The sequence below is a fragment of the Saccharopolyspora sp. NPDC003752 genome (assembly GCF_053605825.1).
In genome coordinates this window covers 17,593-30,742 of sequence record NZ_JBSGJZ010000001.1, presented here as the reverse complement: position 1 = coordinate 30,742, position 13,150 = coordinate 17,593, and the positions used below count along the sequence as shown (strand labels likewise).

General features: G+C 71.8%; 10 protein-coding genes and 1 other RNA gene. 10 read left to right on the top strand and 1 reads right to left on the bottom strand.

Translation table 11 applies throughout. The features are described from left to right. Nucleotides 1-48: 48 nt before the first annotated feature. An RNA gene (gene rnpB, locus ACWEV3_RS00130) (RNase P RNA component class A) lies at nt 49-443 on the bottom strand. 344 nt (nt 444-787) lie between these two features. Between rnpB and ACWEV3_RS00125 the strand changes: the two genes are divergently transcribed. From ACWEV3_RS00125 to ACWEV3_RS00080, 10 genes are all read left to right on the top strand, one after another. Beyond that, nucleotides 788-3,004, top strand: a complete 2,217-nt coding sequence (locus ACWEV3_RS00125) for an ArnT family glycosyltransferase (RefSeq protein WP_452611759.1) — start codon at nt 788-790, stop codon at nt 3,002-3,004. 547 nt (nt 3,005-3,551) lie between these two features. Beyond that, a complete protein-coding gene (locus ACWEV3_RS00120) occupies nt 3,552-3,845 on the top strand; it encodes a hypothetical protein (protein WP_132488124.1) in 294 nt (97 codons plus the stop codon). 6 nt (nt 3,846-3,851) lie between these two features. After that, nucleotides 3,852-4,358 carry a hypothetical protein gene (locus ACWEV3_RS00115; protein ID WP_452611758.1) on the top strand — a complete coding sequence of 169 codons (507 nt, stop codon included), beginning with the start codon at nt 3,852-3,854 and terminating at the stop codon, nt 4,356-4,358. Beyond that, nucleotides 4,333-7,218, top strand: coding sequence for an ATP-binding protein (locus ACWEV3_RS00110; protein WP_452611757.1), 2,886 nt, complete (start codon nt 4,333-4,335; stop codon nt 7,216-7,218). The genes ACWEV3_RS00115 and ACWEV3_RS00110 overlap by 26 nt, the downstream gene beginning before the upstream one ends. After that, entirely contained in the window at nt 7,215-9,146 is a 1,932-nt protein-coding gene (locus ACWEV3_RS00105; protein WP_452611756.1) for a hypothetical protein, read from the top strand. Before ACWEV3_RS00110 ends, ACWEV3_RS00105 begins: the two co-directional genes overlap by 4 nt. Nucleotides 9,147-9,249: 103 nt before the next feature. After that, the gene (locus ACWEV3_RS00100) at nt 9,250-9,828 is read left to right on the top strand and encodes a hypothetical protein (RefSeq protein ID WP_452611755.1); all 579 of its coding nucleotides are present in this window, start codon (nt 9,250-9,252) and stop codon (nt 9,826-9,828) included. A 1-nt stretch (nt 9,829) separates the two neighbouring features. Continuing rightward, nucleotides 9,830-10,924, top strand: coding sequence for a C40 family peptidase (locus ACWEV3_RS00095; protein ID WP_452611754.1), 1,095 nt, complete (start codon nt 9,830-9,832; stop codon nt 10,922-10,924). 43 nt (nt 10,925-10,967) lie between these two features. Further along, a complete protein-coding gene (locus tag ACWEV3_RS00090; protein WP_397526294.1) occupies nt 10,968-11,426 on the top strand; it encodes a hypothetical protein in 459 nt (152 codons plus the stop codon). 70 nt (nt 11,427-11,496) lie between these two features. Next, on the top strand, nt 11,497-11,682 hold the full coding sequence (locus ACWEV3_RS00085; protein WP_093272913.1) for a hypothetical protein: 186 nt from the start codon (nt 11,497-11,499) through the stop codon (nt 11,680-11,682). Between the two features lie 4 nt (nt 11,683-11,686). Beyond that, nucleotides 11,687-13,150: an RNB domain-containing ribonuclease gene (locus ACWEV3_RS00080; RefSeq protein WP_452611753.1), complete on the top strand. Its 1,464-nt coding sequence runs from the start codon at nt 11,687-11,689 to the stop codon at nt 13,148-13,150.

Sequence of the window (13,150 nt, the reverse complement as noted above, 5' to 3'; positions counted from 1 at the left end):
AGTTTCAATTGAAACTGACGGACCCACCGATCCCGGGGAAGACGTGGGCGGATGAGCCGGCCTGTAAGCCGGATTCTGTTCTCGGGAGCCTTGCGGCCGGCCCGGTCGGTGACCATCCATCTGGGCCTGCCGTCGCCGGCAGGCTCGGTGCGGCCTACCCGCGAACATCGGGCGAGCAGCCCTCGAACGTCCGCGCAGACGCCGCGAAGGCGTCCTCTTGGCCTTGCTCCGGGTGGGGTTTACCGAGCCACCCCGGTCACCCGGGGTGCTGGTGGTCTCTTACACCACCGTTTCACCCTTACCCGGCGAAAACGCCGGGCGGTCTGTTCTCTGTGGCACTGTCCCGCGGGTCGCCCCGGGTTGCCGTTAGCAACCACCCTGCTCTGTGGAGTCCGGACTTTCCTCGACGAGATCGCTCCCGCCGCGGTCACCCGGCCGACTCATCCGCGCATTCGAGTCTAGAGGGTCCGGAGGGCTTTCCGCGCAGGTGGTCGACGCGGGGCCGGACGCCGCCGCACAAGATCGACCCGGCAATCGGCGGATCCCCCGGGAGGGCTAATCTCTGGGTGCACGCGGATGGGCGTTTTGCGAAGGTCCCCAGCGTGTGCGTTCAGTTGCGGAGGGTGACGGCGTTGGGTTCTTGAGGTCGGGGCGAATCGGTGCCGGTCCGGCGTCGGTTCCTCGGGAGTCCGCAGTCGCCGCGCCGCGCTTCGCGCCGCCAGCCGGCGTCCTCCTTTCTTCTCGCGCGTCGAAATCGGAACGCGCTGATCCACCGTTCGGAGCGAGCATGACGAGATTCGTGGCGCCCAGCGCCGACGAACACGACGAGATACCGGCCGGGGCACCCGCCGAAGCCGCGGCCGGGACGACCGCCCGTCCGGCCGGCCGGCCCTTGCGGGACGCCGCCGCGTGGCTCATCGGCGGGCTGTCGTTACTCGTCACCGCGCTGTTCCTGGTGGTCAACCTGGCCTACAACCAGTGGCACTTCATCCCGCCCGTCGACGACGCGTACATCCACCTGCAGTACGCGCGGCAGATCGGCACCGGGCACTTCCTGCAGTACAACACCGGAGATCCGATCAGCACCGGCGCGAGCAGCCTGCTCTACGTGCTGATCCTCGGCGGTGCCTACGCGCTGGGCTTGCCGGGCGGGGCCTTCCTGCCGTTCGCGATGCTGTTCGGCGCGCTGTGCATGGCGCTGACCGCCGCGCTCACCTACCGGCTCGGCACCCGGCTGGCCGGCCGCCAGGTCGGCATCTGGGCCGGGCTGCTCGTCGCGCTGAGCGGCCCGCTCGCCTGGGGTGCCACCAGCGGCATGGAGATCGCGTTCGTCGCCCTCCTGCTCGTCGCGCTGCTGCTGGTGTTCACCGCCGAGCGCGCGACGAACCGGTTCCTGTGGACGCCGCTGGTCGCGGTGGTGGCCGCGCTGACCCGGACCGAGGCGCTGCTGTTCGCCGGCGTGCTCAGCCTGGCGATGATCTGGCACGTGATCGCGCACGCCCGCGGCACCCGCGCCGCCTGGCCGCGCGTGATCGGGCGGATCGCCTGGATCGGCCTGCCGGTCTACGCCGCCGCCGGGCTCTACGCGTTCTACTGGGCGGTGACGGGTTCGGCGGAGCAGAACGGCGTGCTCGCCAAGTCGCTGCTGCACATGCCCGCGGTGTACCCGCTGGAAGTCGCGGACAAGGTGTTCAGCAACTTCCGCACCTTCCTGACCGCCTTCTCGGGACTGTCCACTCAGGACTACGTCTTCCCCGGCGCGCTGCTGCTCGCGGTGATCGGCGTGATCGGCCTGTTCCGGCGGTCCCCGCAGTGGCGCGGCCTGGCGCTGGCCGCCGGGATCGGCGTCGTGCTGGTGCTGGCCTCGGTGTCGACGCTGGAGTTCGCCGACGTCCACCACATGCGCTACGTGCAGCCGCTGATGCCGATCCTGCTGCTGTTCGCCGTCGTCGGCATCCACACCGCGGCCCAGCTGTTCACCGGCGGGGCCCGGCGCTCCGTGCTGGCCGGCGGTGTCGTGCTGGCGCTGCTGTTCACGGTCTCCCAGCTGCCCGCGTGGAGCCTGCGGCAGGCCCAGCAGGCGGCCGGCATCCGGGACCAGCAGGTGAGCATCGCCCACTGGATCAAGGGGAACCTGCCGCGCGGGGCGAACGTCGCGGTCAACGACGTCGGCGCCATCACCTACTTGTCGGACCGCTACGTGGTCGACCTGATCGGGCTGGCCACCACCGGGTTCGCCACCCCGAACCTGCACGGCGCCGGCAGCCTCTACGAGGAACTGCGGTACCTGCCGGAGGATCGGCGACCGGACTACTTCGCCATCTTCGACTCGTGGAGCGTGCACGGCCTCGGCGAGGCCGGCCTGTTCGGCCGCGAGCTGATCACCTTCGAGCTGAAGTCGCCGACGTTCTCGCACACCACGCTCGGCGGGATGTCGGCCTGCCAGGCCGCGCGGACCTGCAGCAAGGTGACCATCTACCAGGCCGACTGGAACGCGCTGGGCTCCGGCGACCAGCCGTTGCTGGCCGTCGACGGGCAGATCCGCGACCGGCTCAACGTCGCCGACCTGCGCGACGAGGAGCGGCACGACTACCAGGTCGTCCCGGCGCACCAGGGCTTCCAGCCGCGCACCCACGTCAAGACGGTCACCGGGCCCGACGGCGGCGACGTCGTCGACAGCGGGCGGCACGTCGTCGGCGGCGAGACCTTCGCCTTCCACGACCTGATCCCCGGCCGCGCGGTGACGATCACCGGCCGCGTCGACGCGACCGAGCCGCTCGGGGCCGAACCGACCGGCTCCCGCGCCGTCCAGGTCTCGGTGCACGGGGAGGTCGCGGGCGTCTGGAACTTCGACGCCGACCCGCGCGGCTGGGTCGAGAGCACCTTCGAGATCCCGGCCGAGCTGGTCACCGACTCGACGCTGACCGTCGAACTGGGCCCGTTGCAGGATTTCCTCGGCCCCTACCCGGATTACCAGTCCTACGCCTACTGGGTGAGCCAGTAGCCGACTCGCGGATGCCAACGCCCCGGCCGTCGTGGCTGGGGCGTTTCGGCATTCCGGCCGGTGGAGCGTCCACTGTGCACAATCCTGCCGGTCGCAGCGGCCGCCCTGCCCGTCGGGCGCTGTACCCGAACCGCTACCCTGAGTTGGCGCGTCAAGATCACCTTGTTTCGATCCGGCTCCGTGGCTTCACATTCGCGTGATCCGGTCGGGTGCATCATGACGCGATGTGCGGAAATCCACTGGCTCACCGGAGTCATGCACGGTGTGTTACGAAGGGGCTCGCAAGCGGGTGAACAGCCACACGAATCCAGACCAGAACCGGCCTGGTGGGCGACCTTTTCCCGGTGATCTGCCGAAAGCGGCCTGCCCGAACGGCCTATTCGCGGCGTGACGGCGAGGACTCCGCGACACCGTTTCCGCCACACCGGAACTCGCAACCACTACTTCTGGTGACCATGTCATGTTCTACTCGTACCTGCGTGCCGGGCCGGGCCCGGCGGGCTGAGGTACCGACCCGACGACACTCCGCGCAATCAGGGGTAAAGAGATGACCGCCATGCCGCTGGAAACACTGGCGCAACTGGACGTACTGGCACAGCAGACGCAGGTGGGCACCGGAGGCATTCAGAGCTGGATCCTCGAGAACCTGCTGCCGCTCCTGCTGCTCACCGTCGCGGTCCTGCTGCTTTGGCTGGGCGGCGGCAAGGGCGACAACGCGGGCGTCATGCGCCGCGTCGGCGGGGTGATCGTCGCGCTCGCGATCATCGGCCTGGCGGTGAACGGGGCGGGCGTGAACATCGGCACGTTCATCGCGGGCCTGTTCAGCACCACCGGCGGGTGATCCGGCGTGCGAATACGGACCGACGACGAGATCTACCGGGTCGACGCGGTCTGGCTCGGCCCGCCCAAGGCGACCTTCCCGTGGCGCGCCCGCTACGTCGCCTGGGGCGTGGGCCTCGTGGTGTTCCTGCTCGTGCTCGCCGTGGAACGCCGGATGAACATCGGCTTCGACTTCTTCTCCACCGCGTGGGCCGTGATCATCACGATCGTCGTGACCCGGATCATCTGCTCCCGGATCGGGCACGAACGACCGCTGGGCGCGGTGCTGGTGATGTGGCTGCGCGAACTCACCGCACCCCGGGAGAAGACGTCCGGCACGGGCGGCGCCGCCAGCGCCGCCCGGATCAAGGTGCGGGCGCAGCGGCCTCGCCCCAAGAAGTCCAAGCGGGGACGCCCGGTGCCGCAGCAGCGGCCCGCCCGGCCCAGGCAGCAGCCGGCCGCCCGCAGCACGGTTCCCAGCAGGCGCACGCGTAGCAAGGAGGTTCGCGGTGTTCGGTCGCCGGCCAGGCCGTGAGCGCAACACGCACCAGGTTCCGGGTCCCCGCGGCTCGAACGGCAAGGTCCGCAGCGCGAAGGCCAAGCCGGGCAAACGCGGCCGCGGGCCCGGCGACGAGCAGTCGATCCCGAACTACACGCCGTCGATCGCCGCGCGGTCCATCGACGGCCACCTGCTGCGCACCGGTCAGGACGTGTTCGCCTGGTACCGGCTCTCCCCGCAGCGCTGGTCCTTCCGCTCCGACTCGCAGCGCCAGGACCTGATCGCGGCGATCGCCGGCCAGTACGCCGAGCTGCAGGGCCGCTGGATGCACCTGCGCGTGACCAACCGGCCGTATCCGATCCGGATGTGGGCCGAGGCGCACGTGCACAACTCGCGCTACCCGCTGCCGGACACGCCCGGCGCGCTGTCCTTCGACGACTACATGGTCGGCGAGCAGCAGCAGCTGATGGGCCGCTCGATGGCGGAGAAAGAGGTCTACCTGGGTGTCCAGGTGCAGACCCGCAACGTGGTGGACCGCGCCGTGGAGCGCGCCGCGCCGCTGCTGCGCCGGGTGTTCCCGGAGGCGGTGGACGCCGAACTCGTCGCGCTGGACAGCGAGGTCGAGCACCTGGACCAGGTGATCGGCTCGGCCGGGCTCGACGGGCGCCCGGTGACCGCCGAGGAGATCTCCTGGCTGATGCACCGCTCGTGCTCGCTGGGACTGCCCGCGCCCCGCAACCTGCCCGCGGTGCCCGGCGCGCCGTGGGAACCCGAAGACCTCGCGTCCTTCACCGACGCCTCCGACATGCACCAGGACCCGTACGCGCCGACGGTGACCGTGCGCGGCCGCACCGGCTCGAACGCGGGCGTCACCCGCCACCTCGCGGTGCTCACCGTCGGGCAGACGCACGGCCTGCAGATCCCGGAGATCGACGACCCGTGGGTGCAGCACTCCGACCGGCTGCCCGCGCCGGTCGAGTGGTCCGCGCGGATCTACGTGCGCCGTCCCGAGGACGTCGGCGGCGAGCTGCAGCGGCAGATGAACAAGGTGCGCTCCCAGGTCCGGCACTACACCGAGGAGCACGGCCTGGAGCCGCCGACCTCGCTGGCCCGGCAGGCGGGCCGGGTGCTCGAGGTCGACGACGAGATGACCTCCGGCTTCACCGCCCTGGCCACGCGCGTCAAGTCCTGGTGGCGGCTGGCGGTGTCCGGCCCCACCGAGCGGGACGCGCTGCGGCTGGCGCAGCAGATCCTCGACCTCTACAAGCCCAAGATCGCCATAGAGCATCCCGAAGCGCAGTACGCGATGGCGCGCGAATTCATCCCGGGCGAGCCGCTGGCCAACAGCGCCTACCTGCGCCGCGGCTCGGTGGTCTGGGCGGCGTCCGCGGTGCCGCAGGCGACTGCGGAGGTCGGTGACCGGCGCGGCGCGCTGCTCGGCGAGACCTGCACCGCGACCCGGCGTCCGGTGGCCTGGGACCCGTGGATGGCGCAGGAGATCCGCGATGCCTCCGGCCTGACCGCGATGGTCGCCGGGCTCGGCGGCGGGAAGTCCTTCCTGGGCGGCGGAATCGTCTACAAGACGCTGCGCTCCGGAGCGCACTGGACGCTGCTGGACCCGTCCGGCCCGCTCGCGGAGCTGTGCACGCTGCCCGAGCTGCGGCCCTACGCCCGGCCGATCAACCTGCTCAACGCCCAGCCCGGCATCCTCAACCCGTACCGGGTGGTGGCCGAACCGGACCTGGAGCACTTCGTCGACGAGGAGGATCCGGAGCGCAGCTGGCGCCGCGAACGCGCGCTGGCCGCGGCCACCCGGCGCCGCCTGGTGCTCGACGTGCTGACCGGCCTGCTGCCGTACGAGGTGGCGAGGCTGCCGCAGACCCGGATCGTGCTGCTGCGCGCGGTCCGCGCCGTCGGCGGTCGGCCGGACGCCCACCCGGGCATGGTCTTCGAGGCGCTGCGCCGCGACGCGAGCGAGCACCACGAGCACGCGGTGGTGGTGGCCGACTTCCTCGACGAGATCCGGGAACGGATGTCGCTGCTGATCCCCGAGGTCAACGCCGACCCGTACTCGGAGCGGCGCGAGGACCGGCTCACGGTGCTGACCATGGCCGGCCTGACGCTGCCGAAGGACGGCGTCGGCCGGGAGCACTGGACCGACGCGGAGGCGCTCGGCGTCGAGATGCTCAACCTGGCCGCCTGGCTGACGCAGCGGTCGATCTACGAGCGGCCCAAGAACGAGCGCAAGGGCGTGTGGATCGACGAGGCGTTCTTCCTCTCCGAGGTGCCGACCGGCCGCGTGCTGATGAACCGGTTCGCCCGCGACTCCCGGAAGTGGAACGTCCGGGTCCTGCTGTCCAGCCAGATCCCGGCCGACTTCCTGCGCATCCAGGGCTTCGTGTCCCTGCTGGACTCGGTGTTCATCGGCCGGCTGGACGACGAGCAAGCGCAAGCCGACGCGCTGCGGCTGCTCAAGGTGCCGGTCGGCGCCGGGTACGAGCAGGTGGTGGCGGCGCTCGGCCGCCGGCCGGGCCCGGCCCGCAACGCCACCGAACGCGACCGCTCGCCGCGCCAGTTCATCTTCGGTGACGGCGCCGGCGGCGTGGAGAAGATCCGCATCGACTTCTCCGGCCCCCACCTGGAGCACCTGCGCGACGCGTTGGACACCACGCCGGCCGCCGAGGACTACGCCGAGCACCGGTCCCTGGCGCCCGCCGCCGACGGGGCGAACTCCGACTCCGGCGTCCCCGCGCTGGGGTCGGGCGACGAATACCCGGACGACTACGAATCGTTCGACGAGTTCGAGCTCGAAACGGTCGGCATCGGCTACGCCGAGGACGGCAGCGAGCGCTCGACCGGCCGGCCGGGCGAGCGGGGTGGGGAAGACGCGCGGTGAACGGCCAGATCAGCGGCGCTGCGCTCGCGACCGCGCTGTTCGCGCTGGTGGTCGCGATGCTGTTCCGCCGCCACCGGAAGCGGCGTGAGCGGCTCGCCGCGGGAGCTCCGAAGCGCCGCGCGTTCGCGCTCGTCGCCGGGCTGATCGCCATCCAGGCGCTGATCGGGGCCCCGGCCTGGGGTCAGGGCCTGGACTGCAAGGAAGCGCCGAACCCGGAGCGCCCCGGCTCGGGCATGGTCGGCGCGCTGGATCCGGGCTCGCTCGGCACCGGGTATCCGGGCAGTGCCTACAACGAGGTCGGGTACGCAGGGCTGGTCTGGCACACCTACGACCTCGGCTGCGGCCCGCAGGGCGTGACGAACCCGAACGCGCTGGTCGACACGTGGCTCGGCAACGAGATGTTCAACATCGCCAAGAACCTCGTCGGCGCCACCAATGGCCTGCACTACGCGCTGCTCGACCGCGACCTGATGACCCCGCTGGACGACGTCATCGCCACCGGCACCGTCGCGCTCTACGACAGCGTGTTCACCCCGTGGTTCGGACTGGTCGCGCTGGTGCTGGCGATAGTGCTGTTCCGCTACATCTGGTCGGGCGACCTGGCCTCCATCGGCAAGCGCGGCATGTGGGCGCTGGCAGGGCTCTGGTTCGCCTCCGCGACTTACCTGACACCGCTGGTCTACACGCACGCGCTGGACGACGTGGTGATCAAGGGAACGTCGGCGGTGCAGGCCGGGTTCCTCCGGGAAGTCGGCGTCGATGAGCGGCATGCGCTGCCCACTCTGCTGCACGACCAGGTCGTCTACCGCAACTGGCTGCGCGGGGAATTCGGCTCGCCCGATTCGCCCCAGGCCAAGGAACTCGGCCGGGAACTGTTGCGGGCCCAGGCGTGGAGCAGGCAGGAGGCCGACGCCGGAGCAGATGAAGGCTCCCCGGAACCGAAGAAGCAGGCGTTCGAGGACGTCGCCGGGAAGATGGGCAGCTCCTACGGCTACTTCCAGGGCGTCGACGGCAGCCGCGTCGGCGCCGGCGTGCTGGCGCTGGTGCAGGGTTTCTCCTACGCGGCGTTCCAGCTGCTGGCCAAGGCGACGATCCTGCTCGCCCAAGTGCTGCTGCGGGTGCTGATCCTGGCCGGGCCGCTGATCGGCCTGGTGGCGTTGATCTACCACCAAGTGTTGCGCACCATCGGCCGCGTCGCCGGCGCGGCATTGCTCAACGTGGTCATGATCTCGGCGCTGGCCGGGTTGCACACCCTCATCCTGACCTGGGTCTTCGACCCGCTGCGCAACTTCTCCGCGCTGACCCAGATCCTGCTCGCCGCGCTGGTGACGATCGTGTTCCTGCTGGTCGCCAAGCCCGTGCGGCGGATCGGCCAGATGGTCCAGCTGTCGGTGGGCACCGTCAGCCGCGCCGTGCCGCGCGCCCCGCAGGGGTTGTTCTCGCGGTTCCGCGGGCGCCCCAAGCAGGACGAAGAGGGCGGCAACTTCTGGGAGCAGGTCCGCGGCATGGACCCCGACGAGGAGTCCGGGACGCCGCAGCGCGGCCGCTGGCGGAGCCGGCCGGAGGCGCAGCACATGTCGGTCGCGACCGCGCAGCGGTTGGATCGCGACGCGCCGGCGGCGGTCGCGCCGGGCGCGAGCGCCGCTCTGCCCATCGGAGGCGCGGTGCGCCGACCGGGTGGTGCGGCGGCGCTGCCGGAGGCGCGGAGCACGAGCCGGGTCGTCGACACCAACCCGGTGGCGGATGCCAAATGGGATGGGATCGACGAAGATCCGGTGCTGATCCCGTCGCGCACGGCGGGCTCCCCGGTGCCCGGCCCAGCGGCGGAGCCACCGGGACCGCGCCGAGCGGAGATGGAGGTCGTGGCCGGACGTCCGGTCTACGTGGTCTACCGGCCGTCCAGAGGCCTGGAGGTCGCAGATGGCTGAGGAATTGTCGACGGGCTCGTCTTGCGCGGCGGTGCGAGTTGCGTAGGCGGGCCAAGCGGTTTCGCCGCTTCGAAGGTGGCACCTGGCGCAGGAGGGGGAGCTGATGCCGATCCGCACGCACCGCGGGCGGGCCGCGGTGTACCGCAGGTTGTGGGGCTGGCCGCTGCGCTCCCCGAAGCACCTGGTGGGCGCGGTGGTCGCGCTCGCCGCGGTGGCCACCGTCGTCGGCTACCTGCTGCCCGAGCCGGCGCCGAGCACGAACATGGCCGCCTCCCGCACCAGGGCCGCCGAGCACTCGGCGGTCGTGCCGCCGCCGACCCGGACGAAGGCGCCGCCGACGATCTCGGTGCCGCAGGCCGCCCCGACTCCCGTCGCCCCGGACCCGGCCGGGCTGGTCGTCGTCGAGCAGTGGGGCAAGGCGTGGGTGGACCACCCCGTCGGCGCCGACCGCCAGCAGTGGCTGGCCAAGCTCCGCCCGTACACCACCGACGAGTTCCTCACCGAGATGTCGTCGGTGGACCCGAGCAACGCGGGCAACGTGATCACCGGCGCGGCCAGCGCGATCAGCTCCACCTCGGGCTCGATGGTGGTGCGGCTGCCGACCGACATCGGCGCGCTGGCGGTGACCGTGAACAAGACGCCGGCCGGTTGGCGAGTCGCCCAGTACGACAAGGAAGGCTGACATGCGGAAGCTCGTGGTTGCGGTCGTCGTGCTCGCGGGTTTCGCAGGTCTGATCGGCGTCGGCGCGGTGACCGCGCTGCTGGTCGGCAGCGGCGGTCGCGGCGCCGGCTGGTCGAATTGCAGCGCCGACCTGGGGCCGTGGGGCGACGGCGAGGGGCGCGGGGAGCGGGACGCCTCGACGCTCACCGACGAGTCGGTCGGCATCGCCCAGCGCATCATCGAGATCGGCAAGCAGCGCGGCCTGCCGCCGCGGGCCTGGCAGATCGCCATCCAGGCGGGCAAGACCGAGTCGAACCTGGCGAACCTGTTCCACGGCGACCGGGACTCGCTGGGCATCTTCCAGATGCGGCCGTCCATGGGCTGGGGCACGGTGCAGCAGGTCACCGACGTGGACTACCAGATCAACAAGTTCTACGACGTGCTGCTCGAAGTGCCCGGCTGGGAGGAGATGCGGTTCGGCGAGGCCGCCCAGCGGGTGGAGCGCTCGGCGTTCCCGCTGCGCTACCACAAGTGGGAGCCGATGGCGGCGCACCTGGTGAGCGTGGAGGGCGACGTCGAGGGCATCAGCGGCTGCGAGGACCTGCCCAGCGCGGGCGTGCTCGCCGATCAGGCCATCAAGTACGCCCAGACCCAGCTCGGCAAGCCGTACGTGTGGGGCGCGGCGGGGCCGGACTCCTTCGACTGCTCGGGCCTGACGCAGCAGGCGTGGAAGGCGGCCGGGGTGGAGATCCCGAAGTACTCGCAGACGCAGTACTTCCAGGGCGGCGTGCACGTCCCGCTGGCCCAGGCGCAGCCCGGTGACCTGGTGTTCTGGGGCTACGGCCGGGACCCGAAGGGCATCCACCACGTGGCGCTCTACCTGGGCGACAACGAGGTCCTGCACGCGCCGCAGCCCGGCGAATCGGTCGAGGTGACGAAGCTGTGGGACGGCGGTCAGCTGCTGCCCACGGTGGTGCGCCCGGCCACCGATCCACCGCCGGCGGCCCAGACCGCGCCGCCGTCGACCGCGCCGGTTCCGCCTGCCGACGGGCCCGCACCGCCTGCCGACACGCCGTCGACGGGCGTGCAAGCTCCTGCCGCCGGGGGTGCGCGGTAGGTAAGAATGGCGGCGGCCTGCTGACCTTCGGAAAGGGTTGACCATGTTCACACCAGACCCGATTCCGCGGCCGTCCGGTCCGCCCGCGTCGAGCACTCCGCTCGGGGACTACCTGGCCCGGCCCCTGCCCGGCGTGGACGCCGGGTACGCGGTCCTGCCGCGATCGCTGGCCGAGGCGATGCCGCTGCCGTGGCAGCACCAGATGAGCAACCTGCTGGCGGAGTTCCACCAGGCGTTCGGGCACCTGCAGTGGCCGGTGTACCGGGTGGTCCCGTCCCGCTACGAGCGGCTGGTGGATCTCGACGACGACCAGCTCGCCGAGGTCGGGTGCACCGTCGAGGTCGACGACAACGGCGAGCTGGAGTACCGGATGCGGGACGGGCGCCGCATCGACAACCCGGAGACGCACCAGGTGCTGGTGTCCTGCCTGGACCCGATCCCGCGCCAGACTCCCGGCGGCTCGCAGCCGACCCCGGCGGCGCCGCCACCGCCGGCCTGGTGAGGTTGGGACATACCGGTCGTGTCGCCGCCTGGCGCGTGACAGGTGCGCGCCGTCGTGCGAGGCTCGATGCATGGGGCGCGGAAGCTGGTACTTCTGTTTGACGCATCGGCAGGTCGAGCCGAAGGCGGGCTGCCGGGCTGCGGAGCGCCTGGGGCCGTACCCGGACCGGGAGACCGCGGCTCGCGCGCTAGAGATAGCCGAGGAGCGGACCAAGGCGGCCGACGAGGCCGACCAGCGCTGGAACAGCGAGGACTGAGCTCGTGGCGGCGGCGGGGACCTCACCGGGTGGCACCGGAGTTGCCGCCGCCTTACCGACCGGCCGAAGCCGGCCGGAACTGGGCTTGGACTTCTCGGCGATCCGCGCCGAGCTGGGGTTGCCCGTCGACTACCCGACCGCCGCGCTGGCCGAGGTGGAGCAGACCGTCGCGCAGCAGGTGCCGACCGGCGCGCGGGTGGATGCCACCGACCTCCCGCTGGTGACGGTCGATCCGCCCGGCGCGAAGGACCTCGACCAGGCGGTGCTGGTCCGGCGGCGGCGCGGCGGCTACCGGATCCACTACGCGATCGCCGACGTGGCCGCGTTCGTGGTGCCCGGCGGCGCGCTGGACGTGGAGGCGCGGCGGCGCGGGCAGACGCTCTACCTGCCGGACGGCAACATCCCGCTGCACCCGACGCGGCTGTCCGAAGACGCCGCGAGCCTGCTGCCCGATCAGGTGCGAGCGGCGGTGCTGTGGACGATCGATCTGGATTCCGGCGGTCTGCCGGTGCGCGTGGACGTCCGGCGGGCGCTGGTGCGGTCGGTCGCGCAGCTGGACTACGACTGGGTGCAGCGCTCGCTGCGGCTCGGTGTCCCGCATCCGTCCATCGAGCTGCTGCCGGAAGTCGGGCGGCTGCGCCGAGAGCAGGCGGTGCTGCGCGGCGCGATCGAACTCGGCCTGCCCGAGCAGCAGGTGGAATCCGACGGGGGCGGTGGGTGGCGGCTGGTGCTGCGGCCGCGGCTGGTGGTCGAGGCGTGGAACGCCGAGATCTCGCTGCTCACCGGCATGTGCGCGGCGGAGATGATGCTGTCGGCCGGGATCGGCGTGCTGCGCACGGTGCCCGATCCGGAGCCGGAGACGGTGGCCGGGCTGCGCCGGTCGGCGACCCGGCTCGGCGTGCACTGGCCGGTGGACACGCCGCCCGCGGCCGCGCTCGCCGGGCTCGACCCGATCCGCCCGGAGGCGCTGGCCGTGCATGTGGCGGCGACCCGCCTGCTTCGCGGCGCCGGCTACACCGCCTTCGGCGACGGGGCGCCGGCGAAGGCCAACCACGCGGGCATCGGAGCCTCGTACGCGCACGTCACGGCCCCGCTGCGGCGACTGGTCGATCGCTACAGCGCCGAGGTCTGCCTGGCGGTGGCATCGGACCGGGAAGTACCGGAGTGGGTGCACGAGGCGCTGGCCGGGCTGCCTTCGGCGATGGGCAGCTCCGACCGGGTGGCCGGGCAGGTGGAGCGGGCCTGCATCGCGCAGGCGCAGGCCTGGTCGCTGGCGCCGCGGGTGGGCGAGGAGTTCGCCGCGACGGTGCTGCGGGTGCCCAACGGCACGGCAGGCGAGGTGTTCGTGGCCGATCCGCCGGTCATCGCGCGGTGCAGCGGCACCGGCCTCGGCGAGGGCCAGCAGGTCCGGGTGCGGCTCGTGGAGGCCGATCCGGTGCGCCGCGACGTCGCGTTCGAAGTGGCCTGA

Coding starts and splice junctions, on each gene's coding strand:
- ACWEV3_RS00095 (WP_452611754.1), top strand. CDS start 9,830: ATGCGGAAGCTCGTGGTTGCGGTCGTCGTGCTCGCGGGTTTCGCAGGT.
- ACWEV3_RS00120 (WP_132488124.1), top strand. CDS start 3,552: ATGACCGCCATGCCGCTGGAAACACTGGCGCAACTGGACGTACTGGCA.
- ACWEV3_RS00085 (WP_093272913.1), top strand. CDS start 11,497: ATGGGGCGCGGAAGCTGGTACTTCTGTTTGACGCATCGGCAGGTCGAG.
- ACWEV3_RS00090 (WP_397526294.1), top strand. CDS start 10,968: ATGTTCACACCAGACCCGATTCCGCGGCCGTCCGGTCCGCCCGCGTCG.
- ACWEV3_RS00125 (WP_452611759.1), top strand. CDS start 788: ATGACGAGATTCGTGGCGCCCAGCGCCGACGAACACGACGAGATACCG.
- ACWEV3_RS00100 (WP_452611755.1), top strand. CDS start 9,250: ATGCCGATCCGCACGCACCGCGGGCGGGCCGCGGTGTACCGCAGGTTG.